Here is a 25,910-nt window from a genome sequence, read left to right as displayed (position 1 = left end):
CCGGCCGGTCGGACCGGGCGATGGATCGCGCTTACAGTTCGCTTACATTCACCGTTCCCAGAACCGGGACAGGGCCTCGGAGGCGACGTCGTCGACGTCGGCGGCGGCGAAGTCGGAGGACTCGGCGGTGTTGACCCACGGTTCGGCCTCGGCCCGGCCGAGGACGTCGAGGTCGACCCACGGATAGCCGTCGACCGGTTCGGGGACGTCGAGGTCGAGCTCGGGCGGGAACGCGGCGGGGTTGTCGGCGTCGGCGACGAGCATGTCCTCATAGGTCGAGGCGTATGCCGTCTCATCGGACTCGGACTCGGACTCGGAGTCGGTCGCCTCGCCGAAGTCGAACGCGTCGTCCAGACCATCGGCGAACTCGGGCTCGGGCTCGAAGTCGAACGCTTCGAGTTCGGCCTCGCCGGGAACCGATCCGTCGTCGAATTCGTCGAATTCGTCGAGAGCGGCGGAGGGGTCCTCGTCTCCCAGCTCGGCGTCGCCGAAGTCGCCCTCGCCCGGGGCGTCGAACTCGTCGAACTCATCCATCGGATTCCTCCTCGCCTGGCACGAGCGTGCGGGCCTTGGCCAGCACCTCGTCGAGTTGTTTCACTTTCTGCACCATGGAGTCCCGGCGCTGCTTGAGGGCGTCCTTCTTCTTCGCGCGGGCGGCCTGGTCGGCTTTCGCGGCCGATTCGGCGGCCTGGATGCGGGCGTCGTACTCGGCGCCGCGGCGCTCCAGGGCGTCGTCGAGGGTGGAGTTGAACACGAACTCGACTTCGGTGAAGCGGAAGCCGATCTCCTCGTTCAGGTTCGCGCGGGCCTCGGCGATGACGCGCTGGACCCACTGCTTGGCGGCCTGGCGGTCGCCTTGGATCTTGCGACGGTAGAGCACGAACCCGCCGGCGGCGACCGCGATGCCGATGCCCGAGGCCATGGCCGCGACCGAGATGGCCGCGCCGAGCGCGCCCGAGACGCCGAGCAGCGCCGCACCGCCCGAGGCCGCGCCCATGACGCCGCGCCCGGCCATCATCGCCATGCCGGCGCTGGAGGCGACCAGGAGGGCGCTGTCGGCGTTGGCGTCGCGGCGGGCGCGCCCCGAGGCGGCGGCCCGCAGGCCCGCCGAGATCGAGTTGGTCGCCTGCCGCAGCTCGTCGTCGTTGAACACCTGGCGCAAGACCCGTTCGGCCAAGAGCACGAACCGCTGGTGCAGCTCGTGCGACAACCTGGCGGCGATGGACTGGAGGCCGATGTCGACGCGCTGGGGGAGCGACTCGAGCGAGGACTTGTTGGCCTTCTCCAACTCGTCCAGCAGAGCCTCTTCGAGCTGCTGCAAGTGGGCCCTCAGGCGGCCCTGCACCTCGATCTTCGCCCGCTGGGTCTCCACGCGCAGCGCCAGGTTCGCCTTCTTCGTCTCCGAACGCTTCGCGGTCAGCGCCTGCTTCTTCTCCTCCTTGAGCCGTGCCGCCGACGCCGGGTCGGGGTCGTAGGCCTTCATGTCGGCCTGCGCCGAGGCGGCCAGGCGCGCGAACTCGGTGCGCGCCGCCCGCACGACGTTCGCCGCGACCAGTGCTTTCCCCGCGGTCGCGATGCGCACCAGGGACCGCTGGAGCTTGCCGACGCCCGATTCCTTCGCCAGGGCCTGGCGGGTGGGCCCGGCCGAGGCCAGGGCGTGCTCGGCGAGCATCGCCGAGACCGGGAAATGCGGGGCGTGCCGGAACCTGGGCGCGTGCGCCTCGATGAGCGCCCGGTTCTCTTCGAGGACGGTCCGCCAGCCCGGGTAGGTGTCGGTCTTGGTGAGCGCGAACACCACGAAGTTGACCCGTTTGGACGCCTCGGACAGGAAGTCCAGTTCGGTCTTGGCCATCGGCGAGGACGCGTCGGTGACCATGATGAGGCAGGTTGCCCTGCTGACCGCTTCGAGCGCGATCTGGGCGTGGTCGGGGTCGAGCCCGCCGGTGCCCGGCGTGTCCACGATCGACAGGTGTTTGAGCAGCGGCGCCGGATGGCCGACGAGCATGCGCCGCGGCGGCACCATCCCGTCGGGCATGGTGCCCAGGCGCGTCGCCCAGTTGCGCAGGTCGCCGACGCCCAGCAGCATCGGATCGGCGGCCCCGGGCTGCCAGGCCCGCACCGACGCCTCCTCGGCGTGCGAGAACTCGAGATAAGCGGTGGTCGCGACCGCCGCGTCCACCGGGGACAGTCCCGGGGTGCCGAGCATGGCGTTCACCAGTGAGGACTTGCCGCGTTTGGTTTCGCCGACGACCACTGCGACGGGCCTGTCGGGCTGCCAGCGGGCGACGTCGTCGACTTCGGCGGCGGCCTTGGCATCCACTGACCGCAGCGACGCGGTGCCGGCCTTCGCGGCCTTGACGCACAGTTTGTGGATCTGCGCGGCCGGGTTCGGCTTCGGTTTCGCCTTGGTCTCGGTCTCGACGCTCATGCGCGCACCTGCCCGCGGTAGACGGTCACCACCGGGTGGCGCAGCAGCCGGCCGCGGTCGGTGTAGCCGACCGATTCGGTGCCGGCGATGATGCCGTCCTCGGCCGGGCCCGGCGCGGCGACCGTGGAGCCGGCCTCGTGGACAGCCGGGTCGAACCGCTGACCGGTCGCATCGACCGCGGCGACACCGACGCGCCCGAACGTCTGGTCCAACTGCGCGGCCAGCGCCGGAGAGGTGGCGCGGTCCCGCATCCAGATGCACGCCTCGACCAACGCGGCGCGGTCGGCGATGGCCTGGGCGGCGCGGGCCGGCTCGGCCAGCTGGTTCACCGGAATCGGCCCGGAGTTCGCCGGCCCGGCCATGGGGGCGACCGGGGCGGGTCGGGGGGTGATGGTCCGGCCGGTCGCCGCGGCGACGGCGGCCGCGATCAGGACCGGCCCGCAGGCGACGGCCAAGGTCCGCCAGTCGGGTCCGCCGGCGATGAACACGGCGCCGAGGCCGGCGGCCGCAAGGCCGACCAGCGCCCCGATCAGGGGCCCGCCGAGTCGAAACGTCACAATGTGCTCCTTAGGTACGAGTCTCAGCCGAGGCGTTGGGCCAGCAGATGGAAACCACGATGCACCACGTTCGCCACCCGGGCCTGCGCGGGCGTGGCGCCGCCGTTGGCGAACGCCCGCCAGCGCGCGGCGGCCTCGATCGCGGATCGGCGCAGCTGGGGCCGGGCCGCGTCGGGCAGGCCCAGGACGACGCCGGGGTCGTCGGTCAGGGCGAGCCGGGCGACTTCGGCCTCCATGTCCTCGGGCAGGGCGACCTGCCCGGTGGTGACCGACGCGGCGGCCTCCAGCAGCGGCAGCCGGTGGTACTCGGGGCGGGCCACGATCGATTCGACCGCGCCGCGCAGCAGATCGCGGTCGGCGGCGGGACCCGCGGCGGCGGCGGCCTCGAGGCGGCCCAGGGCCCAACCGGCCTTGATGACGTCGGCGCGAACCCCGAAGACCTGGTGGAGGGTAGTGCGCAGGCGCGGGAACCCGGAGGCGGCGAACAGCAGCCGCACGAGTTCACCGGTGGCCAGGTGGGGGTTGGCCTGCAGGTGCGCGATCGCGAAGTGGATGCCGTACAGGTCGAGGCGTTCGAGCAGCCGGTGCCGCTGTTCGGCGCCGACCGGACCGTCGGTGGAGGTGAACAGGCCCGCGCTGGCGAGCATGAGCGCGCGTTTCTCCTCGTCGAGGCCGGCGAGGGTGCGCAGTGCTTCGCAGTCGGCGGCGGTGAGCAGTCCGGCCTCGGCGGTCTCGGCGAGGAGGCCGACGACCGGCACGACGTCGCACACGGCGCGGCGCAGGATCGCGGCCTGCTCCTCGGCGATCGGCCCGGCCACCGGCCAGGGGTCCCGCCCGGGCCCGGGGGAGAGCTTGTCGGCTTTGTTGTAGAGCGCCAGGGAGTTCATGGGGGAACTCGACAGCTGCTGCGAGGCCTTCGCGAACGCCTCCAGGGCGTCGACGTCGTCGGATCGGACCTGCTGGGTGAACACGTAGATGATCGCCTCGGCGCCGGCGACGGCCTCGCGCGAGTCGTCGTCGACGTCGTCGGCCATGGGGGCGGCGAACAGCATTTCACGGGCCGTCTCGGAGATGTCGGTGTTGATCGACTGCAGGCCGGGCGTGTCGACCACCATCAAGTCCCGCAGCCGGTCCGAAGACAGCTGGACGTCGATCATCGCCGCGTCCTCGGCCGCGATCGGCAGTGTCGTGGGGATCATCCCGGTCGCGTCCAACGGCACCGCGTGCTTCCTGCCGGCGCGGTCGATCACGTCGACACGGTCGGCCGGGCCGTAGCGGAACTGGGTCACCACGCGGGTGCATTCGCCGGCTGCGGTGGGGGCGACGCGACGGCCGATGAGCGCGTTCACCAATGTCGACTTTCCGGCTTTCAATCGTCCGGCGACGGCGACCCGCAGCGGCTGCCCCAGCCGGGCCGCCACCTCCTGGACGACGGCGCGCGAGGGGTCGCTGACCTTGCCGGACAGCTCCTCGCACATGCTCGCCACGCTCGTGGTGAGTTGCCCTGCCACCATGCTTTCGCGTCCGCCCTCTCCTCGGTTCGGCCTCGACGGCCGGCGACGCCGGTCTGCGGCATCGAAGCTTCCGCAATATCATGAAAGGCGTCGGCGGTCCGTCGACTGACATTGACGATACAAACCGCAAGGCGCACGCCGCCTCCCCCATTCGTGCCAGAGCGTTAGGAGCCCCCTTGGCCGCCCCGTCGTCTCCCACCCCCGGCCTCGAGCGACCACGGTCCGCCACCGCCGAGAACCAGGCGGCAGCGAGCCCTGCCAGCCGAGACGACGCGCTGCGCCTGGCCGCCGACGCCTTGACCGACACCGGTCTGGCCGTGTTCTGCGGCCCGCCCGGTTCCGGCCGCACCCGTCTGCTGGAACGCTTGGCCGCGTCCTCGACCCGACCTGTCCACATAGGCGGCGGATTGGCGATGCTCTCCGGCTCACCCGCTCTGGCACTGGAGCGGGCGACGCGGGCCCGCATGCCCGCAGGCGATCTGCCGCTGCTGGCCGAGGCGGTGTACTCGCGCACCCGCGGCGGCGTCCTGGTCATCGACGATCTGCAATGGTGCGACGCGGCCACGCTCGCGGTCTTGCCGCTGCTGTCCGAACGCCTCCCGGTCGCCGCCGCCCTGCGCGTCCCCAACCGCCTGCCCGCCCCGGCCCTGGAGCGTCTGCTCGACGCGGCGACGGTCATCGAGGTACCGGAGCTGACCGACGCCGAAGCAGAGGCGCTCATCCGCGAATGCGCTCCGGCGCTGGCCGGGCACCGCATCGCCGCGCTGTGCGCCAGGGGCGGGCGCAATCCGCTGGCATTGACGGCGCTGGCGCGGCGCGCGAACGACCCCGACGCCGAGCTCGACCTCGGCGAGGTCGCCGACCCCGCCGCCGCCGCCGCGGCGGCGATCGCCGACCTGCCCCGACCCGGACGCACCGCCTTGGCCGCGCTCGGGCTGCTCGGCCGCCCGGCCCACCCGAGCCTGCTCGGCGAAGGCGCCGCGCTCCTGGTCGAGGCCGGCCTCGCCGTGTACGAAGGCCAGTTCCTGCGCCCGGCCAGCCCGTGGATGGCCGAGATCGCCGCCGGCATCCTCGACTCGGGCGCCCGCACCGCCATGCACGTCCACCTCGCCGAGGCCACCGGCGGACTCGAATCGGCCCGACACGCTCGGGCGGCCGGACTCGACCAGCGGGCCCTGGCCGCCGCGCTCGAGGCCGCCGCCGAGGCGGCGGGCCCGTCGGTGCGGGCCGAGTCGCTGCTGCTGGCCGCCGAGATCGAACCCGCGCACGCGATCGCGGCCGCACGCGCCGCGGTCGAAGCCGGCCGGCCCCGCGCCGCACTCGAAGTCCTCACAGGAGCCACGGGCGGCGAGGCGGCTCTGGCGCGGTCCTGGGCGCACCTGGCGACCGGTGACGGGCCGGCCGCCGCCGCATCACTCGAGGCCGCACCGGAGGGGGCCGAGACCGATCAGCTGCGGCTGCTGTGCGCCCCCGCCGAGGCCCGCGCGGCCTTCGCCGAGCAACTGCGTCTCACCTGGGGTGAGGCGGTCGACCATCCGGGTCTTGCCGCGGCACTGGCCGGGGACGACCCCGCGGCGCTCGCCGCCGCCGAAGCGCTCGCGCGGGCCGCCGGGGACGCGACCACCGCCGCCTGGTGCGCCTGGTCGCGAGTCATCGCCCTTGCCGACGCCGCCCGGCTCCAGGAGGCCGAGGCCGTCGCCCGCCAAGCCGCGGCCCGCTGCGCCGAGGCCGGCGCCTACTCGTGGCAGACGCGGTTCCTCGCCGCCGCCGCGTGGTGCCTCGTCCTGTCCGGCACCGGGCTCGACCATCTGATCGCCACCGCGCAGACCCTCGCCGACCACACGCTCCCGGCCGTGGCCGACACGCTCATCGTCGCCGCGATCGCGCTGGCCGAGGCCGACACGGGTGCGCTCGGCACCGCTCGTGCCCGCCTGGCGCGCCTGACCGACCCTCCGGCGGCGCTCGGCGCGCTCGTCACCTGGCTCGAACACGAGACCGCCTGGCTCGACGGTCAGCCCGACCCCGATCCGGGCGCCCCGGCTTCAGGCCTGATGGGCGGGCTCGCCCACATCACCGGCCGCTGGATCGCCTACGACACCGGCACCGATCCGGTCGAGACCGGCCCGGACGCCTGGCCCGCGCCCGTGGCCTCCACGCTGCGCGCCTGGGACGAGGCACGAGGTGCCGCGTTCAAGGACGCCGCCGACGCCTGGGACGGCCTGGCCGCGCGCGAACAGGTCAGGTGCCTGCTCGCCCTCGCGGCCCACACCTCCGAGGCAGCCGGCGCCATCGCGGCGCTCGAAGCGGCCGAGCAGGTCGCCGAGCACCACGGACTGACCGTCCTGGCCGGGCGCGCGAGACGGTCGCTGCGGCGCCACGACGTGCGGCGCGACCGGCGGTCGGCGCGCGGCACCGGCGGCCTGACCGACCGGGAGGTCGAAGTGCTCCGCCACGTCGCGGCCGGGCACCCCTCCCGCCGCATCGCCGAGGTCCTCGGCATCACCGCCGAGACCGTCGAGACCCACATCCGCTCGGGCATGCGCAAACTCGGCGCCAAGACCCGCACCGAGGCGGCGGTCCTGCTCGACGCCCACGGCGGTGCGGCATGAGCGAACCGGTCCCGCTGCACGTCGTGGCGTCCAGTCAGGACGCCGAGGCGATCGTGCGCCGCTGCACCGCCGCAGGCTGGAAGGCCCACCGCGGTTTCGCGCTGCTGGAACCGGCCTGGGACCTGGCCGAGCGGCGCATGGTCGCACACGGCACCGTCGCCGACGACCACACCGCCTCCCAAGCCGTCCTCGCCGCGGCGCGCGGCAGCGCGATCGTCGCCGTCGCCTCCGGGCAGATCGCTCTCGCGCTCGCCTCGGACCTGCGCCGCGTCGGGCCCCTCGGACACACGCCCGGTCGGCCCGAACCCGAAGACGGCCTCGATCTCGACACCGAGCAGCGGGCCCTGCTCAACCGGCTCGCCGCCGGCTCCACCATCGCCGCCGCGGCCGAAGCCGAATTCGTGTCCCTGCGGACCGCGAACCGCCGCATCGCCGCCGCACGCAAGACCTTCGGAGTGAAGACCACCCGCGAGGCGGTGATGATCTACATCAAACACGCCCGCGGGTGAACGTCGAACCGGTATGCAGTTGTCAGCGGGTCCCTACTGGAGGGAACCGAGCTCGGCAAGGCGCGCCTCGGCCTCTTCAAGGCGCTTGCGCAACGCCTCGGCCTCCTCGGCGGCCTCCGAACGGATCTTGTCGACCACCTCGGTGACGATGTCGGTCACGTCGGCCGACTCGGTCGCCACGCACATCGCCAGCGCCGCCGCGTGGCTCACCTGCACGCCCTTGACGAGGGTGCGGGCGCCCTTGGCGGCGGCGACGGCCCAGTCGCCGTCCTCATAGGTGAGCGTTACCGTCAGCTCCGGGTGCTTCTCCTTCGCGGTGCGCTGGCGCGGGGCCTTCTTGCGCGGCGCGGCCTCGGTCTTGGCCTCGGGGGCGGTCTCGGGCACGTTCGGGGTATTCCTCTCAGTGGGCTTCGGTTTCGGTGCTTCGGGCAACAGACCCGGACCGGGCGGTGCCGCCGGTTCGGGTGCCCGCTGGCGGGGCGTCTTGGCGCGGGTCGTCTCGCCGCGCTCGGGAAGGCGCAGTTCGGCGGGGGAGAACGGCAGCTGGTCTGACCCGAACGCGACCTGGACGAAATCGCCGTCCCTGGCCTCGTCGAGGGCGACGACCTTGCCGGACTTGCCGGCGACCTGCCCTGCGGCGTCGGTGAACATCACCTTCGGTTTCTTCCCTTGCGCCAGCACCGATTCCAGATGGGTGACGTCGGCACTAGACAGTGACATCCAAGGCTCCTTCCGGGTAGTGCGAGCAGCTTCGGCTCGGCCTGGCTTCGTGCATCCTCCAATACCTATCGCACGCCTGTGACACCGCCCCGCACGTCAGAGGCCCGGGCCCGGTTCCTGGAGCGTCGCCGCCGGTTCAAGACCAGGCCATGTCGCATTCGGCCTGTGTCCCCGCTGAGCCCATACGCTGCAGGTATGAAAGTCGCCCTGGTCACCGAGTCGTTCCCGCCGCAGGTGAACGGCGTCGCCCGGTCGGTCGCCCGCACCGCCGAGCACCTGTGTGCGCGCGGCCTCGACGCCGTCGTCATCGCCCCCGCACCCGGCCCGGCCGCGGTGCCCGACTTCCCGTGCCCGATCGTCCACGTCCGGTCGGTGCCGGTCCCGGCCTACCGGAACTTCCGCGCCGGCCTCGCGACCCGCGCCCTGGACGCCGCCCTGGACGCGCACGCCCCGGACGTCATCCACCTGGCCTCCCCGTTCGGCTACACCGCCCGCGCCGCCGAGTACGCCGAACGCCACGCGATCCCGGCGATCGCGGTCTGGCAGACCGACCTGCCGGCCTACGCCCGCGCCTACCACCTGACCGCGTTCGAACAGCTCGTGTGGCGGCGCCTGCGGCGCATCCACTCCCGCGCCAGCGTCAACCTCGCCCTCTCCCGATGCACCGCCGACGCCCTGGCCTCCCAAGGCATCGGCGGCGTCACGGTCGTGCCCCACGGGGTCGACACCGAACGGTTCAGCCCCGCCTGGAGGGACCAGGGCCTCCACGACGCGCTCGCGCCCGACGGCGCACTCCTGGTCGGCTACGTCGGACGCCTGGCCCGCGAGAAGCACCTTCACCTCGCCCGGGCGCTGTCCGAGACGCCCGGGGTGCGCCTGGTCGTCGCCGGCGACGGTCCCCGCCGCCGCGCCCTGGAGCGGCTGATGCCCTCCGCGGCGTTCCTGGGGAACCTGCACGGCGCCGACCTGTCGCGCCTGTACGCGTCCTTGGACGTGTTCGTCCACACCGGCCCGTTCGAGACGTTCGGGCAGACCATCCAGGAGGCCCACGCCTCCGGCGTCGGCGTGGTGTGCGTGGACGCCGGAGGCGCGGCCGAACTGGTCGACCCCGGCGTCGACGGCGCCCACTTCCCGAGCGGCGAGGCCGACACGCTCGCACGCACCGTCGCGGACCTGCGCGACCGGCGCGCGCTGCTGCGCGCCTGGGGCGCCGAGGGCCGATCGAAGGTCCTGGGCCGCACCTGGGAGGCCGAGGGCGACGCCATCATCGGCCACTACCGGCGGGCTGTGGCACTGACTCGCCGACCGGTCGCCTCGTAGGGCTAAGCCCACCGCGGGAAGGGGACCCAACGACACTACCGACAGGTAACAACAGGGCGTATCGTCGAACCCATGGACACCGCCCCCCACGAGGCCAAACCCCGCCTGCGCGGCTGGCTCCACCTCGCCGCCTTCCCGGCCGCGATCATCGCCGGACTCGCCCTGGTCGCCACCGGCCCCACCGAGCCGGCCCGGCTGTCCGCCGCCGTCTACGTCGCCACCTCCGCGGCCCTGTTCGGCGTCTCGGCCGCCTACCACCGCGCCCGACTCACCACCGCCGCCGCCGCCGCCTGGCTCAAACGAGCCGACCACGCCAACATCTACCTCATCATCGCCGGCACCTACACGCCCGTCGCCGTCCTCGCCCTCGACGGCGCCGCCCAGGCCGTCCTCCTCGCCGTCATCTGGACCGGAGCCGCCGCCGGCGTCGCCTTCCGCACCCTGTGGATCGGCGCCCCGCGCTGGCTCTACACCGGCCTGTACATCGTCCTCGGCTGGGTCGCCGTCTTCGTTCTTCCGCAACTGGCCGCCGGCGCGGGGACCGGCCCGACCGTCCTCATCCTCGCCGGCGGCGTCCTCTACACCGCCGGTGGCGTCATCTACGCGCTCAAACGCCCCAACCCCAGCACCGCCTGGTTCGGCTTCCACGAGGTCTTCCACTCCTTCACCCTCGCCGCCTACATCACCCAGTTCATCGCCGTCGCGCTGGTCGTCCACAACGCTTGATTCCGATACCATTGGCCCGGTAAGGAGGCGACCATGAGCGACCGACAGGCCCGCGGCGTCGAACGGGCAATGCGCGAAGCCGAAGCACGAGGCGAATTCACAAACCTCCCCGGAGCTGGGAAACCGCTCCCGGGCATCGGACAGCCCGCAGCCGATGACTGGTGGCTGCGCCAGAAGGCCACCCGCGAGAACATCGGTGCCGACGCACTTCCGACCGCGCTCAAACTCCGCAAGGAAGTCGACGACCTGCCCGAGACCCTCGACGCGCTCACCGACGAGGTCGCAGTCGAGAGCGCCGTCGAGGACCTCAACGGACGCATCCGCAAAGCCCTCATCGGACCACCGGACGGCCCGCCGCTGAACTTCGGCCCCATCGACACCGAGGCGGCCCTCGCCGCCTGGCGAGCCCGACGCACCTGAATTCCCGCCCGCCGCACTGGGCACGGGCACTCGCCGGCGAAGAAACCATGTTGGCCGACAAGCTGGTCCACCTGTGCCAGAGCCCCTCTACACCGGGGAGGCCACCGACCTCCTCGGCACCGTGAGGAGCCACCAGGCCGACTGGATCCCACCCTCGGACGCCTCGGCGCAGGCTTCTTCGTCCTGCGCACCGGCGACGCTGTGCGCTCTTCGGTACGCCGGCGCGGCCGGCACCGGTGGCTCATCGCCGACCTCGACGCGCCGGCAGAGCGCCTCGCCTCAGGCGACTGGCCGACCGAGCGTCAGATAGGCGAAGCCGAGCAGGTTCCGGTGGCCGCGCAGCCACCAGTTCCGGTTCTGGTCGGCCAGGGCGCGGATCTGGGCGGCCTGCGGTGCGCCCGGGTTGGCGAGCAGCCAGTTCTCCTTGTCGGCTCCGGCTCCGGATTCGAAGTCGTCCCATTCGGACCGTTCGACCGTCTCGATGCGCAGCGGCCGGAAACCGGCGCTGATCCCGACGTCGACGAGGTCGGCCAGTTCAAGGCATTCTTCTGTGGTCGTTCCGGGCCACATGTGTTCGAGCTGGGCGTCGGTCGGCACCCGCTCCCAGAAACCGTCGCCGAATACGAGCCGCCCGCCCGGTCTGACGATCCGGTACAGCTCGGTCAGAGCCTTCGCGCTGCCGCCGAAGGCGTGGGAGGCGCCGATGCACACGACCAGGTCGGCCGTCTCGGTCCATTCCCGGCCCCGGCACTCCGCGAACGTCACCCGGCCGTCCAGGCCGCGGGCCGCGGCTTTGGCGCGGCCGCGTTCGAGCAGTTCGGCATCGGGGTCGATCCCGGTCGCCTTCGCCGCGGGGATCGCTTCGGCCAGGCGCAGGAGCAGCTCGCCCCAGCCGCAACCGATGTCGACGATCGTCCCCGGTCCGGCCTCGGCCAGGCCCGCGACGAGCCGGTCGGCCCGCCAAGGGGCGATGGGGGAGTTGAAGTCGAGGTGGCCGTACCGTGCGGGCCCGCGGTTCGCAGTCATCGTCCGTACCCTAGGCGGTCGGCTCCCCGCGAGGCAAACGATAACCACTCAAATTAGGTGGCCCACATCACCGGCCGCTGGATCGCCTACGACACCCATAGGCGGCCGGGTCCCGTACGGGACCCGGCCGCCGCGGGAAGAGGCGGCACCTCGGCGTCGCCTTCTTCTCACGGCGTCGCGTCGGGTTATGCGGTGTCGCCCCAGTCCTCGGCGAAGAGGCCGTAGAGCTTCTCGTGTGCGGTGTCCTTGTCGGGGAACATCACCTGCACTTGCACGTGCAACTCATTCCCGGCGAAGATGACGTGCTTGCCCTCTTCGGGCGGCGGGGAGCCGAGGAGGATCGTGCCGTCGGCGCCGTCCTTGATGACCACGCCCCAGAACGTGTCGGTGAACGTCTTGGGCAGGTGCGTCCCCGCGGGGAGCTGCTTGAATCCCAGCCGCCATTGTTGAACGGACTTGGTGTCGGCGGTCAGGAGGATGTTGTAGGAATACACGTGCTCTTCGACGCCGCTGCTGCTGTCCGACCAGCTTCCGGAGAACTCGTAGGAGACATCGAGGTTCGGCTTCTCCACGGTGAATGTGGCCTGGGCCTCGGTGGACCGGATGCCGCCGGAGACGGCTGTGGCGTGGACGGTGTGCTCTCCGACCGCCCATCCCTCGGTGTGGGCGTACGCCCAATTGTTGCTGATGACCGGCACGGTGCCGAGGTCATTGCCTCCGTCTTTGAGTTCGACGGTCCCGGCGTTGAACGCGTGCCCCTCGATGCGCGCCGAGGCGGCGACGTGCGCGCCGCTCTTCGGGTTGGTGATCTGCACGGACGCCGAAGGCTTCACCAGGTAGAAGTTGCGGTAGGCGCGGCCGGACTTCGCCGAGCCGTGCATGGCGAGGACAGCGAGTTCGTGTTTGCCGTCGCTCCAGTCGATGCTCGGCGTGTAGGTCCAAGCGCCGTTGGCGACGGGAGCGGTACCGATGGGCTTGAGCCCGTCATAGATCTCGACCTTGTCGACCGCTCCGCTAGCGATCCCCGAGACGCGCTGCCTGGCGTTGTCGACTTGGGCGTCGGGGCGCGGCTCGTCGATGACCGGCACCGGTACGACCTCCATGTACGCCAGGGCGGACTGCGGCTGGTCGTTCCAGGTGCCGGTGCGGCTTCCTGGCAGATTGTACTTCGTGAGGTCGGCGATGTCGCTGTTCGCCGCCACGGGGAGGCGTGCGCCGCCCTGGTCGACCTTGGTGAACAGGGCGTTTTCCTGAGCGGTGCCGTTGACGACCGAGGAGACACCTTCGGCCGACTGGTCGAAGCCGTGTTCCGAAAAGTTGTTCGAAGTCGATCCGGCCGGGATGACGAGGATCGTCTCCCGGGGGCCGCCGACATTGAAGTTGACGTCGGCGAACAGGCAGAACGTGTTGGGAGGGCACTGCTCTTTGCCCCTGCCACGGATAACGTACGGCTCGGTCACGTCGATTCCCTTCCGATTGTCTGAATTGTTCTATATATTACTGTTAATGATGTTATAGACAGCAACAAGACAATACTACATTAGGTCACCATATAGTCACATTTGGTAGATCTGACGCCTGGTGCAGAAGGCGAAGGCGCATCCGAAATCGGAGGATGTCCGCTTGCGCCGCAAGGCTGGCCGGTTCCAGGCCGCGAGTCGCAGGCAGCCGACCGCAAAGGGGGCAGGCCGAAGGCCCCTCCAGGGGCGGCAACGCCGCAACGTCCCGCCCTTGGCCACCATCGAAGTCAAGAAAAATTGACATGATGTCAAACATGCTTTACGCTCGAAGGAGTAAAACAACTTTGACATGGGAGACGCCGATGTCCTTCGAGGAAAAACTCACCTGGCTCTGGGCCGCCATCCTCACCGCCACCCCCATCGCCTACTACGCCACCGTCCTGCCCCAGACCGGCAACGGAACCATCACCGACACCCCCTACCGAGCACCCATGATCATCAGCATCGCCGCGGCGACCCTCGCCTTCGGCATCGGCTACACCGCCACCCGACTCCTCACCGACCCACGAAGCGACGAACGCGACGCCGACATCGACCGCAAAGGCCAAGTCGCCGGCAGCAGCTGGATCGCCCTCGGCGCCACCACCGCACTCACACTCGCCCTACTCGACATCGACCAATTCTGGATCGCCAACGCCCTCTACCTCGCCTTCGCAATCTCCGGAATCGCCTTCTCCGCAGCGAAGATCACCGGCTACCGGGGAGGAGCCCGCTCATGACACCATCCGACAACGACCGCGCCACCATCCCCTACGGCGAGCGCTACACCTGGGGCTACCTCACCACCACCATCACCGTCCCCGTCGTCTACACCGTCTACATCCTGAACCGACTCGCCGACACCACCGCAGCCGACATCGCCTACCAACGACCCCTGCTCATCGCCATCGGCGCCTCGATCCTCATGAACATGTTCGTCGCCCCACCACCCCGCAAAGGCCGCGACCGCCGAGACGAACGCGACAAGGACATCCACCGCCGCGGCGAACACATCGGCTTCTACATCCTCGCCTTCGCCATGATCGGCCCCTTCGCACTGGCCATGCTCGAAGCCGAGTACTTCTGGATCGCAAGCGCCATGTACCTGGCATACGTCCTCAACGCCATCACCGCATCGGTGACCAAACTCGTCCTCTACCACCGGGGATGGTGACCGTGGGCAAACCGACCAAAGTCACCAACAACATCAAGGCGCTCCGCTTCGCCAACGGCGGCATGACCCAAGCCGAACTCGCCGACCGCATCAACGTCACCCGCCAGACCGTCATCGCAATCGAACAGGGCCGCTACTCACCCTCCCTCGAAGTCGCCTTCCAGATCGCCCGCGTATTCCAAACACCGCTCGACGAAGTCTTCGGCTACGCCGACACCGACGAATAACCCGACCGGCACCACCCCTCACCGAAAAGAGGAGAACACACCCATGCGCGCCATAACCCAAGACCGGTACGGACCCCCCGAAGTCCTGCACCCGGCCGACATCCCCGAACCCGTCCCCGGCGACGACGAGGTCCTCGTCCGCGTACACGCCGCCGGCCTCGGCGCCGAAGTCTGGCACCTGACCACCGGCCTGCCCTACCCCGTGCGCCTCATGACCGGCACCCGAAGCCCCAAACAACCGGTGCCCGGCATCGACTTCGCAGGCGTCGTCGAAGCCGTCGGCCCCGCGGTCACCGGCATCGAACCAGGGGAGGAGGTCTACGGGATCGGCTCGGGCACCTTCGCCGAACACACCGTCGCCAAGGCCGCCAAGATCGCCCGCAAACCGGCGAACCTCACCTTCGAACAGGCCGCGGTCGTCCCCGTCTCCGGCATGACCGCACTCCAAACCATCCGCGACACCGCGAAAATCAAACCAGGCCAGCGCGTACTGGTGATCGGCGCCGGGGGAGGAGTCGGCACCTTCGCCGTCCAGATCGCGAAAGCCGCAGGCGCCGAAGTCACCGGCGTCTGCTCAAAAACGAAGACCGACACAGTCACCGAGATAGGCGCCGACCACGTCATCGACTACACCCGCACCGAACCGACCGACCGGCCCGAACGCTACGACGCGATCATCGACACCGCCGGGCACCGCCCGCTGCACCGGCTCCGCCGCATCCTCGCCGAACGCGGCACCCTCGTGATCGTCGGATCCGAGACGCCCGGGAACTGGCTGGGCGGCCTCGACCGCCAGATGCGCGCCGCCCTGGTCTCGCCGTTCACCAGGCAGAGCCTCACCACCCAGATCGGATCCGAACGCGCCGCCCACCTTGAACACCTCGCCCGGATGCTCACCGACGGCACCCTGACCCCGGTCATCGGCCGAACCCACCCACTCACCGAAGTCCCCGAGGCCTTGCGCCACTTCCACGAAGGCCACGCCCTCGGCAAGACCGCCATCACGATCTGACACCAGGAAACACCGAACGGCCCGGGGGACCAGCGCCCCGGGCCTACCCTCGCTTCACGACCTCCCGGCGTCCAAACGCGCTTCGGCGGCCAGCGCGCGCTGGCGCCAGGACTCGACTTCGCCCCGCAACCCGGTCTGGGCGGCGTCCGCGGCCTCCAGCTGCGCCGACAGCACCCGCTTATCGGAGGCCAACGCCTCGACCTCACGGTGCCTGTGCGCCAATGACTCCCGAGCCTCGGCGGCCTCTGAAGCCGACCGTTCCGCATCGCGCCTGGCAACGGCCAGATCGGCCACGAGCGCCTCGACACGGCCGCGCTCGGCATCACGCTCGGCCACCAGAGCGGCCGAGCGCTCATCGGACCGACGCAGCGCCTCCTCAGCGGCCCTGACCGCCGAAGCGGCCTCAGCGGTGACCTCATCGGCCCGGGCCCGAGCCGAGTCCGCCTCACCCCGCGCCTGCGCGGCAGCGGATTCGGCCTCTGCCTGCGAGTCGAACGCACGATCCCGCTCGCCGCGAGCCGCCGCGGCCTGCCCTCGCGCGGCCTCCGCCTCGCTGCGGGCCCCATCCCTTTCGACGACCGCCTCCAACACCTCAGCCTTCGCCGCCGCCGCGGCCTCGCCGGCAAGCTCCGCAGCGCGGACGGCCTCCAACCGCGCTTCGACCGCCTCCTTGGCCCGCGCCTCGGCCTCGGCCTTGCCCGCGGCATGCTGATCGGCCTCGGCCCGGACCGCTGCGAGCTCCTCGCTGAGCGCCTCGGCACGCCCGGTGACCTCGTCCCGTTCGGCCCGCGCGGCGGCGACCGCGCCGGCGGCCTCGGAGCGGACCTCGGCGAGCCGGGCCTCGACCTCGGCCGGGTCGGTCTCGGCCCGCAGCGCCTCGGCCAGGGGCGCCAGCGCCGTGGACATGGACTGCTCGATCTGTTCGTAGAGTTCCTCGGCGCGGGCCAGCGCGCCTTCGAGTCCGGGTGTGGCGCGGCGCAGCTCGCGCTGGCGCTTGGCCTGGGACGCGCAGTCGCCTTCGGCGCAGTACAGGCGCGGCCTCCCGCGCCCGCCCGCCTGAGGAACCGGCTTGCCGCACCGCTTGCACAACGTAGCTGTTTTCGTCATGCCCACATCATACCATTATTATTTTCCGGCTTTTATAATAAATAAAGATAAAATAAAACCTGTCGCGAGCCAACACATAACTCACGAGAAGTGCCGTTCCCGCAAGTTATATGTCCACGGGCCTGTCACCGAATACCTGCACTGGTGTGTCCAGTGCAAGTTGATCGTGCCCTTTCCGCGACAACCGTGCCTGGGATCGTGCGCGTTCTTGAAGGGGGTGTCAGCGCCCCGCCGGCCGACGGCTTCGAAGTCGTCTACGTCGCTGACTCCGGGGCCGAGCACCGGGTCTCGCTGGAACAGGCGCGGTCGGTCCGGTTCGAGGAGGCCCTGCCGGTGCGGCGGATCCCGTCGTACAAGGGGCAGCGGAACCTGCCTGGCTTGTGGTGGTCGGCGACGCTCGGCACACATGTGGGGTTCGAGTCTTGGCTGGAACGCGATCACGCGATGGTGCTGGACTTCGACCCGGCCGTGGTGGGGTTGTCCTCGCAGCCGTTGTGGCTGTGCTGGGCGAACGCGGCTGGCCGACCGGTCTCGCACGCGCCAGACTACTTCGCGCGCTGCGCGGACGGCTCGGGGATTGTCGTGGACTGCCGGCCACTGGAGCGGCGCAAACCGCGGGACCTGGCGAAGTTCGAAGCGACGCGAGTGGCTTGCGACGAAGTCGGCTGGGAGTACCGGCTGGTCGGCGCGCCCGACGCGATCGTGACGGCGAACGTCCGCTGGTTGGCCGGGTACCGTCACCCGCGCTACTGGCGGGAGCCCGTGGCGGCCGAGCTGCGGGAGGTCTTCTCGCGGCCGCGCGGGCTGGTCGAGGGAGCCGGGGCGGTCGGCGACTTGATCGCGGTCATGCCGGTGCTGTTCCACCTGCTTTGGAACCAGGTCCTACAGGTGGACCTGTCGGTCCCCTTCCACGCCGCGTCCGTGGTCCACACCGGTCGGGAGTCGTGATGGGGCGGCCGAGAGCGGTGCTGGAGCTGGGCGACTGGGTCGCCTACGACGGCGAGGAGTTCCAGGTCGCGGCCCTGGCAGGCACCTCGGTCCGACTGCGGTCGGCAAACGGGGCCGACCGAGTCGTCCTGGCCGCGTTCTTGATGGGCGCACCCGACTTCGAGATCCTCGGGGCGGGCAAGCGGGTGCTTCCTGCGGTCGAACCGTTCGGAGTCCTGGACGGTCTGGGCCCGGAAGTGCTTGCGGCAGCGAAGGAGCTGGAGCGGCACCTCATTGAGCTGGAGACCGGCCTGCCGCCCGACTCCCCCAAGGGCGCGCTGCCGCGGCCGCAGTTCGACCCCGGGGTCCGCGGGATAGGCCAGAGGATCGAGGCGAAGGCCGCCGAGCTGGGCCTGGCGGAACGGACGCTGCGGAAGAAGCGAGCCAACTATGCGGCGCAGGGACTCTGGGGCCTGGTCGACGGGCGGCTGGTCCGCGAGTGGTACTCGACCGGGCGGGTCGATGCGCGGGTGGTCGCGGTCGCCCGACAGATCGTCGACGACCAGGAGCACGCCTCGACCGGGACGCGGTCGCGCCTGATCCGCGCGGTCACCAAGGAGGTCGAGGCTGTCTACGGCAAGGGCGTGGTCCCCCTGCCGGGCAAGACGACGTTCTACAAGCTGCTGAACACCCTCGCGTCGGGGAAGCACACGTTCGGGCCGGCGGCTACCCGCAGGCAGGCGGCCAACCGCCCGGAAGGCCAGTTCACGCCGACGTTCGCCGCCCGCCCCGGCGAGCAGGTCCAGATCGACTCGACACCGATCGACGTGATGGTGATGCTCGATACGGGCGAGACGGTCCGCGCCGACTTGACCATCGCCGTCGACGTCGCCACCAGGACGATCTGCGCGGCCGCGCTCCGGCCGGTCGGCACCAAGGCCGTCGACGCGGCGCTGCTGTTGGCGCGGATGCTGGTCCCCGAACCCATGCGGCCCGGCTGGGCCGAGACGATGCGGATGTCGGCATCGCTGCTGCCGCACGACCGGCTGGCCGCGGTCGACGAGCGGATGCGGGCCGCGGCCGCGCGCCCGGTCATCGTCCCCGAGACCATCGTCATCGACGGCGGGAAGGTGTTCCTGTCCGAGACGTTCACCCGCGCCTGCGCCAAGCTGGGGATCTCGATCCAGCGGGCCCGGCCTCGGACCCCGACCGACAAGGCCATCGTCGAGCGCACATTCGGCTCGATCAACGACCTGTTCTGCCAGTACGTCGCCGGATACACCGGTCCCAACGTCACGCGCCGCGGCGACCGCATCGACAACGACCGGCTCTGGACCGTCCCCGAGCTCCAGGACCTGTTCGAGGAATGGGCTCTCATCTGGCAGGAACGTCCCCACGACAGCCTCCGCGACCCCTACCGGCCCAAGCGGCCCATGTCCCCCAACGAAAAGTACGCCTCGCTGGTCGCGATCTGCGGCTACCTGCCGCTGCTGCTGCCCAGCGAGGACTACCTGGAGTTGCTGCCGGTCGCACGCCGCCAGATCAACCAATGGGGCATTCGCATCGACTACCGCACCTACGACTCCCCCGACCTCGGCCCCTGGCGGCGGCAGCACTCGGGCAACGGGGCACAGGAAGGCCGCTGGGAGGTCCACTACGACCCCTACGACGTCTCGCGCGTCTTCTTGCGCACCAAGGACGGCTGGATCACCGTCCCCTGGATCCACCTGCCGCTCGTCTCCGCCCCGTTCGCCGAGTTCACCTGGCAGCACGCCCGCCGCCTCGCTGCCGAGGTCGGCGAGGACCCCACGCACGAGGCCGCCGTCGCCCGGGTCCTGGACGACCTGCTCACCCGCGCCGAGGACGGCCCGATCGACAAGCGCACCGACCGGATCCTCGGGCGCGGCAAGGCCGCCCCGGCCGCCCTCCCCGACCACGTCGAAACACCGCCGCCCGCCGAGCGGACACCGCCGCCGGCCCGCATCAAGACCGACACGGTCTTCGAAGTCCTCGATGTCCATGCCGAAGCCGAAAGATGGATATGACCGCCTCCGTGAACCGCCGCACCCCGAACGACCAGTCCGACGAGGTCCCGCCTGACCACCCCCTGACGACCAAGGAAGGCTGGCGGGCCTTCGTCGAACTCGACCCCGCGCCGCCCGAGCTGCTCCCCGATGGCGAACTCGCTGCCCTGCACCGCAACACCCGCGCGAAATACAACCGGGTCCGGATGGGCTACCACTCTGAGCTGCCACTGGTCAGCACCCCTGCGATCCGCAAGGCCGCCGCCACGGCCCGACTCCTGCTGCAACTGAACAAGCACCAGATCTCCGCCCGGAGGGGCGGCATCATCAGCGGCTACTCCGGCACCGGGAAGACCACCGCGCTCACCTACCTGGGCCGCGCGCATGAACTGGCCGTCCGCAAGCAGCATCCCGAGCAAGGCAGGCGGCTGCCGGTCGTCTACGTGACCGTTCCGCCGGCGGCGACGCCGAAGATGCTCGCGGTCGAGTTCGCCCGGTTCTTCGGCCTGAGCTTCGTCGCGCGCGCGAACATCACCGACATCGTCGACGCCGTCTGCGCCACCGCCTCGCACGTCGGCGTCGACCTCGTCCTGGTCGACGAGCTGCACAACCTCACCGCTGCCCGCTCAGGCGCCGAGGCGAGCGACCAGTTGAAGTACTTCGCCGAGCGGCTGCGGGCCACATTCGTCTACGCGGGCATCGACATCGAGAGCAACGGCCTGTTCTCCGGCGTCCGCGGTCGCCAGCTCGCCGGGCGTTTCACCCTCATCCCCACCCAGGCCTTCGACTACGCGACCGAGCAGGAGATCGCCGACTGGCACACCCTGGTCGCGACGATGGAGTCCATGCTGCGCCTCCACCAGCATGAGAAGGGCGCGCTTCCGGACCTGGGCGAATACCTCTTCGAACGGACCGGAGGCATGATCGGCAGCCTCTCCCAGCTCATCCGAGGGGCCGCGATTCTCGCGATCGAGGACGGCAGCGAGCAGATCACTCGCGACCTCCTCGACATCGTCCCGATCGACTACGCCGCCGAACTCGCCGCCAGAAAGCGGGCCGCCGCCAAGAAGACCAGATCAGGCACCACCAGTAAGAAGGCCGCCTGATGCTGCCGCGAGAACTGCCCGACCCCGTCCCCCCGGCTCGGCACGAACTCATCGCCTCCTACCTGGACCGTTTGGCCGCCCTCCACGGCGTCTCCTCCTACAGCCTCTGGAAGCAGGTCACCGACCCGGCCGAGCCGAACCCCGCAGACCTTCCCGCCATCCCCGAACGACTCGCCGCGCTGACCGGACGATCGGCGCACGCCCTCGCCGGGGCGCTTCCGGAACTGCGCGACCCGCAACCGGACTGGGCGATGTTCCGCCACCTCCCCCAGGTCGGCTGCCACCGATGCGACGCCCGACATCCGGGCGGCCGAGTCGTTCGGCTCCTCCCACACCACCGATACGCCTGCATCCGCCACCAGGTCTGGATCGGACCGCTCGACATCGACCGGCCCGCCGACGTCCACAAGATCCCCGAGATCACCAAGGCTCAACAGCGGCACCTGCGCACCGTCCACCGGTTCGGCTGGAACGCCGCCCACGATGGGCTGCTCACCGCGTTCGTCTTCTGCGCCCAGCTCTGGGCCGAGATTCACCGCATGTCCGACCAGCGTCATGTCGGACGGCTCTGGGACTCGCGCACGGACCTGCTCATTCCACCCGACAACATCTGGGCGACCTACAGCACCTCGAAACTCTTCGCAGTCGTCTTTCCCGAAGCCGTTCGCATCGCCCCGCTCTTCGCTTCCCCCTACTGGCGACAGACCGCCGGAAGCTCCGAGGTCGAGCGATCCAGGTTCCATTCCGAGCTGATCGACCGCATCGGCTACCTCCGAGAGAACGACCAGGCCGTCGAGCTGATCGACCGATGGGCGACCGGCCGAGCACTCCAGCCGCTGCGCGAGCCGAGGCTGACCTACACCCCCGGCCGAAAGCGCATCACCACCGCCCACCTCACACTCAACCGCGGCCGCCGACACGGCAAGAGCGCACACTGGTTCGCGAAGAAACGCCAAGCCGGAATCACCATCCTCTGGCACAGCCACATCAAGAATGCGTTCCTGTTGGGCTGGATTGTCAGCGGCCGCCAAGAAGTCCCCACTGGCGGCCAGTAATGTTTGCCGAGAGTTACGAACTTCGGCATCGCCCCTCATCGAAGTTGTCGCTCATCAAACCGGTTGCGTTCCAACGACAAACTGGCTAGCGTCCGCTCAGACCCAGTCGACCATTCAAGGTCGGCTGCCGTGGACGAGGGACACCAATGCATCTGGGAGCCGATTACCGCCGGATCTGGTTCGGCAATGCGTCAGCGAACCTGGCCGATGGCATCACGTTCATCGCGCTGCCGCTGCTGGCTACCACCGTCACGGACGACCCGATCGCGATCGCCGGCCTGGCGGTCGCGTACTCGCTGTCACGCATCTGTTCGGTGCTCGGCATCGGTGTGCTCATCGATCGTGTTGACCGACGCCGCCTCGCCTACCTCGCGAACTTCTCCCGCGCCGGGATGTTCGCCCTCCTGACCGGCCTCGTGCTGCTGGACGCCGCACCGATCGCCACGCTGTACCTCGTCTACGCCGTCATGGGCGTCATCGAGACGATGGCGGACGGCGCCGCGCGCGCCGTCCTGCCTCAGGCGGTCTCCCCGGAGGGACTCGACAAGGCGAACTCACAGATCGCCGGAACACAACTGGTGATCGACGAATTCATCGGCCCGCCCCTGGGCGGGCTCCTGTTCGCCATGGCCGCCTTCGCCCCCACCGCTCTCAACGCCGTCGCCTTCCTAGCAGCGGGTTTCGCCTTCTGGCAGCTGCGCGGAACCTACATCGTCACGCCGGTCGAGACGGACAAGCCTCGCGCCAGTGTCCGCGCCGACCTCCGCGAAGGCGCCCAATGGGCCATGCGGCACCGAGTCGTGCGACTGCTCATCGCCCTCAGTGGCATCACCTGCGTCGCCTACATGATCCCGTTCTCCTACCTTGTTCTCTATGCCCAGGAGGAACTCGGCCTCGACGGTACCGGCTACGGCCTCCTGCTCGCCTTCTCCGCCCTCGGAGGATTGGCGGGGACGTTCGTCGCGACCAGATTGCGCAAGCGGATCGGCTACGGGTGGTCGATGGTCGCGGCGCTCGTCACCGGCGCCTTCTCGTTCGCCGTGATCTCGCTGACGACCAACATCGTGGTCGTGGCGATCGCACTGGCCATCTACATCGCACACGCGGTCGTCTGGAGCATCATGGCCACCACGGTCCGACAGCGGGCTACCCCCAACGCGATGATGGGGCGAGTGGGGTCGCTGGACGGCTTTGCCGGCCTGATCGGCCTCGCCGTCGGCGCGGGCGTGGGCGGCTTCCTCGCCTCCGCGCTCGGTTATCGAACACCGTTCGCGATCGCCGGCGCGGTCTTCGCTGCCGCTGCGATGCTCTGCCTCATCTCGATCCGCAGCCTCCGCGAGTGGGAAGACAACGAAACACACGCAGCGATGTCAGACGTCAACTAGCTCCTGGGGATAGCCCAGATACGGGGCGGCAGTTCGGCATGAACCCCGTCTCTGGCCGACGCGCCAAGCCGCATCCTGAGTTGGTTACCACCGATTTCTGGCTCACGCAGCGTGACCGTTGGCCGGGGAATTTTCAAGGCCGCCATCGGGGCGAAAAATGGCCGCTGACACTGGATCCAGTCGTCGAGCCGGGACTTCGCCGCGCCGAGCCCGTCCAGAAATGCACGATTACTCCGAACAGATCGACCGAAGACCGTTCGGGTCAACCGTTCAACTACCTGTTTACACAGTTCAACGCGGGCAAGATCAATCTGAAATGGACACCTGCACTGGTGTGTCCAGTGCAAGTTGATCGTGCCCTTTCCGCGACAACCGTGCCTGGGGTCGTGCGCTGTTCGCAGTAACCGTGCCCCTGGACGGGCTAGGGCCAGAGGCGCGGACTCCCCCGAGGGCGCGCTGCCGCGGCCGCAGTTCGATCCGGCCGTCCACCGGATGAGCGGGTCGAGCGCTACCAATGGCAGCTCGGGCGCGAGCTCGCGCCGCGGTAATCTTGAACGTTCGGTGTTGGCGAGGGAGACGCTGTGGTGGGAGCACACGAGGGCATCGAGCATGGCAACGGCCATGTCTTGTCCCAGCGCTTGGGTAGCTGTCATGAGCCGCAAAGCTTCGGCGGTCCCGGCCGGTGACGCATCCGTTGGCCTTTGAGGGGCTGCCCGATACGGTGGTGGCATGGTTAAGAAGAAGACCTCCGGCAAGGCAGCATCCACATCGGCAGTGTTGCGGCCGAATGGGTTGCGGCACGGCCTCGCCGCTGGTGGCGGCTACCGGATCCGGCTTGCTCGCCCGGGGGAATCGATGGTCGCCCGAGAGCTGCTGGTGATGTCCGGGGAACTTCCCGAGGAGGACAACCTCGCCGCTATCGAGGCCGCTGAGATCGGCAACAACCTGTTCAAGGGGCTGGCCGCTCGCGATCCCTTCGAGACACTCGCCCTGGCCCTCACGACGGAGGCCGCGGCCGGGAACCTGGTGGGCGCGTTGGTGAAGCTCTCGGTGGTCCTGGTCGTCGTTGACCGGGACAGGAACCTAGTCGGTGCGGCGGAGGCGGTCCCGCCCGGTTCGATCATCGCAAAGGCGACCGAGGCGGGTGTGGACCGGACTCACGCACTACTCGCTGCGCTGGTCCTGGTGAAGGTACGTCGACTCGCCGTACTCCCCGACCACCGCGGCCGCGGGTTGGCAACCGCGCTGCTGCGCTGCTGCACCCGGTTGTACTTCCAGTTGGGTTACCAACTCGCGTACGGCCAGTTCGACGCCGACTCGGCGCATCTGACCGACTTCTACGGGGCCAACGGGTTCGAGGTCCTTCCCTCCGAGCAGGCGATCTCGCTCGAAGCGCGACTGACTCTGCCGATCCACCTGGGCGCCAACCGAGGTGAGCATCTGTTCTACCAGTGGGCGCGCTGAACCGTTGTCAGTCGTAGATGATCTTCTTGGTGACTGGGTCGAGCAGTTCTAGGCGCATCGTGACGGTCCGGCGGACGCCCTGCATCATCGCCAGGGCGCGGTGGCGGCCACCGACGTAGTAGGGATGCTGGTAAGAAGCGTGCGATGAGCCGCAAAGCAGCGTGTTTGCGCTGGTCCTTCCGTTGCGGTCGTGGAGTCGTTCAGGCCGAGGGCGATGTTCCGGCACCTCCCCCAGGTCGGCTGCCACCACTGCGACGCTCTTCATCCGGGAGGCAGAGTCATCCGGCTCCTGCCGCACCACCGATACGCCTGCATCCGCCACCAGGTCTGGATCGGACCGCTCGACATCGACAAGCCCGCCGACGTCCGCAAGCTCCCCGAGATCGTCAAAGCCCAGCAGCGGCACCTATGCATCGTCCGCAGTCAAGCGGGCCTGACTCTCATCTGGCACAGCCACATCAAGCACGTCTACTTGTTGGGATGGGTCCCGCCCACCGACGAGTCGGTTCACGTTACACCTGTCGCAGGCGCGGCCGCAGAGCGAGTGATGGGTCGACACTAGGGGAAAGCATTTGACGGGACTCCTACGATCGATAGACGTGACACTTGATATTCGGTCCGTCGCCCCCGGAGACCAGGATCAAGTCGCCGAGCTGTCGCTGCGGGCATGGGAACCGGTCTTTGCTTCCTTCGCCGAGATTCTGGGGAAGCGGCTGTTCGCCGCCGCCTACCCTGATTGGCGAGAGAGCCAGGCGAAGGAGGTTCGCGCTTGCTGTCTTCGGGAGGATGCAGGGCGCTGGGTTGCCGTCCTCGATCAGCAAGTCGTCGGCTTCATCGTCGTGATCTACCAAGATGATCCGAAGTTGGCCGCAATCGAACTGCTGGCAGTCGACACTGACCAGCAGAACCAGGGAATCGGAACCGCGCTCATCGACTTCGCCATGGATCAAATTCGTGAAGCCGGATACTCCCGGGTCGAAGTCTGGACCGGCGGCGATGTTGGGCACGCGCCAGCCCGACGGACGTATGAGAAGGCCGGTTTCACCGGTCTCCCCGTCACTGAGGTTTTCCCGGCAACTTATGTGGCACTCTGAGTGATCG

General features: G+C 69.7%; 26 protein-coding genes. 17 read left to right on the top strand and 9 right to left on the bottom strand.

The window, feature by feature from the left end:
• Positions 1-48: 48 nt before the first annotated feature.
• From L0U85_RS05430 to L0U85_RS05415, 4 genes are read right to left on the bottom strand one after another with little or no spacing between them, the layout of a single operon-like run.
• Complete coding sequence (locus L0U85_RS05430) at positions 49-534, bottom strand: hypothetical protein (RefSeq protein WP_241376739.1); 486 nt, start codon at positions 532-534, stop codon at positions 49-51.
• Complete coding sequence (locus tag L0U85_RS05425) at positions 527-2,428, bottom strand: dynamin family protein (RefSeq protein ID WP_241376738.1); 1,902 nt, start codon at positions 2,426-2,428, stop codon at positions 527-529. The genes L0U85_RS05430 and L0U85_RS05425 overlap by 8 nt, the downstream gene beginning before the upstream one ends.
• Positions 2,425-2,985: a nucleotide exchange factor GrpE gene (grpE, locus tag L0U85_RS21105; RefSeq protein ID WP_241376737.1), complete on the bottom strand. Its 561-nt coding sequence runs from the start codon at positions 2,983-2,985 to the stop codon at positions 2,425-2,427. The genes L0U85_RS05425 and grpE overlap by 4 nt, the downstream gene beginning before the upstream one ends.
• Before the next feature lie 23 nt (positions 2,986-3,008).
• Entirely contained in the window at positions 3,009-4,499 is a 1,491-nt protein-coding gene (locus L0U85_RS05415; RefSeq protein ID WP_241376736.1) for a dynamin family protein, read from the bottom strand.
• Between the two features lie 176 nt (positions 4,500-4,675).
• Between L0U85_RS05415 and L0U85_RS05410 the strand changes: the two genes are divergently transcribed.
• A complete protein-coding gene (locus L0U85_RS05410) occupies positions 4,676-7,108 on the top strand; it encodes a helix-turn-helix transcriptional regulator (protein ID WP_241376735.1) in 2,433 nt (810 codons plus the stop codon).
• Complete coding sequence (locus L0U85_RS05405; protein ID WP_241376734.1) at positions 7,105-7,617, top strand: LuxR family transcriptional regulator; 513 nt, start codon at positions 7,105-7,107, stop codon at positions 7,615-7,617. Before L0U85_RS05410 ends, L0U85_RS05405 begins: the two co-directional genes overlap by 4 nt.
• Positions 7,618-7,650: 33 nt before the next feature.
• On the opposite strand, the gene L0U85_RS05400 is transcribed toward L0U85_RS05405, so the two are convergent.
• Positions 7,651-8,337, bottom strand: coding sequence for a DUF6319 family protein (locus L0U85_RS05400; RefSeq protein ID WP_241376733.1), 687 nt, complete (start codon positions 8,335-8,337; stop codon positions 7,651-7,653).
• Between the two features lie 195 nt (positions 8,338-8,532).
• Between L0U85_RS05400 and L0U85_RS05395 the strand changes: the two genes are divergently transcribed.
• From L0U85_RS05395 to L0U85_RS05385, 3 genes are all read left to right on the top strand, one after another.
• Positions 8,533-9,657 (top strand): glycosyltransferase family 1 protein, encoded by a 1,125-nt coding sequence (locus tag L0U85_RS05395; protein ID WP_241376732.1) that lies wholly within the window; start codon positions 8,533-8,535, stop codon positions 9,655-9,657.
• 72 nt (positions 9,658-9,729) lie between these two features.
• On the top strand, positions 9,730-10,383 hold the full coding sequence (locus L0U85_RS05390; RefSeq protein WP_241376731.1) for a hemolysin III family protein: 654 nt from the start codon (positions 9,730-9,732) through the stop codon (positions 10,381-10,383).
• Between the two features lie 33 nt (positions 10,384-10,416).
• Positions 10,417-10,803 carry a DUF1992 domain-containing protein gene (locus tag L0U85_RS05385; protein ID WP_241376730.1) on the top strand — a complete coding sequence of 129 codons (387 nt, stop codon included), beginning with the start codon at positions 10,417-10,419 and terminating at the stop codon, positions 10,801-10,803.
• A gap of 279 nt (positions 10,804-11,082) precedes the next feature.
• Here L0U85_RS05385 and L0U85_RS05380 read toward each other — a convergent pair whose 3' ends face one another.
• Positions 11,083-11,829, bottom strand: a complete 747-nt coding sequence (locus tag L0U85_RS05380; RefSeq protein WP_241376729.1) for a class I SAM-dependent methyltransferase — start codon at positions 11,827-11,829, stop codon at positions 11,083-11,085.
• Between the two features lie 185 nt (positions 11,830-12,014).
• Positions 12,015-13,289 carry a peptidase inhibitor family I36 protein gene (locus tag L0U85_RS05375; protein ID WP_241376728.1) on the bottom strand — a complete coding sequence of 425 codons (1,275 nt, stop codon included), beginning with the start codon at positions 13,287-13,289 and terminating at the stop codon, positions 12,015-12,017.
• Positions 13,290-13,651: 362 nt separating this feature from the next.
• Between L0U85_RS05375 and L0U85_RS05370 the strand changes: the two genes are divergently transcribed.
• The 4 genes from L0U85_RS05370 to L0U85_RS05355 are packed head-to-tail and all read left to right on the top strand — an operon-like array spanning position 13,652 to position 15,741.
• Positions 13,652-14,068: a hypothetical protein gene (locus L0U85_RS05370; RefSeq protein ID WP_241376727.1), complete on the top strand. Its 417-nt coding sequence runs from the start codon at positions 13,652-13,654 to the stop codon at positions 14,066-14,068.
• A complete protein-coding gene (locus L0U85_RS05365; RefSeq protein ID WP_241376726.1) occupies positions 14,065-14,502 on the top strand; it encodes a hypothetical protein in 438 nt (145 codons plus the stop codon). Before L0U85_RS05370 ends, L0U85_RS05365 begins: the two co-directional genes overlap by 4 nt.
• Positions 14,503-14,504: 2 nt before the next feature.
• On the top strand, positions 14,505-14,729 hold the full coding sequence (locus L0U85_RS05360) for a helix-turn-helix transcriptional regulator (RefSeq protein WP_241376725.1): 225 nt from the start codon (positions 14,505-14,507) through the stop codon (positions 14,727-14,729).
• Positions 14,730-14,772: 43 nt separating this feature from the next.
• Positions 14,773-15,741 (top strand): NAD(P)-dependent alcohol dehydrogenase, encoded by a 969-nt coding sequence (locus tag L0U85_RS05355; protein WP_241376724.1) that lies wholly within the window; start codon positions 14,773-14,775, stop codon positions 15,739-15,741.
• Between the two features lie 54 nt (positions 15,742-15,795).
• On the opposite strand, the gene L0U85_RS20465 is transcribed toward L0U85_RS05355, so the two are convergent.
• Positions 15,796-16,848 carry a hypothetical protein gene (locus L0U85_RS20465; RefSeq protein WP_277605413.1) on the bottom strand — a complete coding sequence of 351 codons (1,053 nt, stop codon included), beginning with the start codon at positions 16,846-16,848 and terminating at the stop codon, positions 15,796-15,798.
• A gap of 198 nt (positions 16,849-17,046) precedes the next feature.
• On the opposite strand from L0U85_RS20465, the gene L0U85_RS05345 reads away from it, so the two are divergent.
• The 7 genes from L0U85_RS05345 (at position 17,047) to L0U85_RS05315 (ending at position 24,809) form a co-directional block, all read left to right on the top strand.
• On the top strand, positions 17,047-17,796 hold the full coding sequence (locus L0U85_RS05345; RefSeq protein WP_241376723.1) for a TnsA-like heteromeric transposase endonuclease subunit: 750 nt from the start codon (positions 17,047-17,049) through the stop codon (positions 17,794-17,796).
• Positions 17,796-19,820: a Mu transposase C-terminal domain-containing protein gene (locus tag L0U85_RS05340; RefSeq protein WP_241376722.1), complete on the top strand. Its 2,025-nt coding sequence runs from the start codon at positions 17,796-17,798 to the stop codon at positions 19,818-19,820. Before L0U85_RS05345 ends, L0U85_RS05340 begins: the two co-directional genes overlap by 1 nt.
• Positions 19,817-20,905, top strand: a complete 1,089-nt coding sequence (locus L0U85_RS05335) for a TniB family NTP-binding protein (protein WP_241376721.1) — start codon at positions 19,817-19,819, stop codon at positions 20,903-20,905. The genes L0U85_RS05340 and L0U85_RS05335 overlap by 4 nt, the downstream gene beginning before the upstream one ends.
• Positions 20,905-21,960, top strand: coding sequence for a TniQ family protein (locus tag L0U85_RS05330; protein WP_241376720.1), 1,056 nt, complete (start codon positions 20,905-20,907; stop codon positions 21,958-21,960). Before L0U85_RS05335 ends, L0U85_RS05330 begins: the two co-directional genes overlap by 1 nt.
• A 146-nt stretch (positions 21,961-22,106) precedes the next feature.
• Complete coding sequence (locus L0U85_RS05325) at positions 22,107-23,345, top strand: MFS transporter (RefSeq protein ID WP_241376719.1); 1,239 nt, start codon at positions 22,107-22,109, stop codon at positions 23,343-23,345.
• Positions 23,346-23,383: 38 nt separating this feature from the next.
• Entirely contained in the window at positions 23,384-23,749 is a 366-nt protein-coding gene (locus tag L0U85_RS05320) for a hypothetical protein (RefSeq protein ID WP_241376718.1), read from the top strand.
• Positions 23,750-24,074: 325 nt separating this feature from the next.
• Positions 24,075-24,809 (top strand): GNAT family N-acetyltransferase, encoded by a 735-nt coding sequence (locus tag L0U85_RS05315; RefSeq protein ID WP_241376717.1) that lies wholly within the window; start codon positions 24,075-24,077, stop codon positions 24,807-24,809.
• Positions 24,810-24,816: 7 nt separating this feature from the next.
• On the opposite strand, the gene L0U85_RS05310 is transcribed toward L0U85_RS05315, so the two are convergent.
• Complete coding sequence (locus L0U85_RS05310) at positions 24,817-25,215, bottom strand: hypothetical protein (protein ID WP_241376716.1); 399 nt, start codon at positions 25,213-25,215, stop codon at positions 24,817-24,819.
• 193 nt (positions 25,216-25,408) lie between these two features.
• Here L0U85_RS05310 and L0U85_RS05305 point away from each other — a divergent pair, with 193 nt between their 5' ends.
• A complete protein-coding gene (locus L0U85_RS05305) occupies positions 25,409-25,903 on the top strand; it encodes a GNAT family N-acetyltransferase (protein ID WP_241376715.1) in 495 nt (164 codons plus the stop codon).
• Positions 25,904-25,910 lie beyond the last annotated feature (7 nt).

The sequence above is a fragment of the Glycomyces sp. L485 genome, from assembly GCF_022548875.1.
Classification (GTDB): Bacteria; Actinomycetota; Actinomycetes; order Mycobacteriales; family Micromonosporaceae; genus Glycomyces.
The sequence above is the reverse complement of the archived record's forward strand: the minus strand, read 5'-3'. Positions and strand labels throughout refer to the sequence as shown.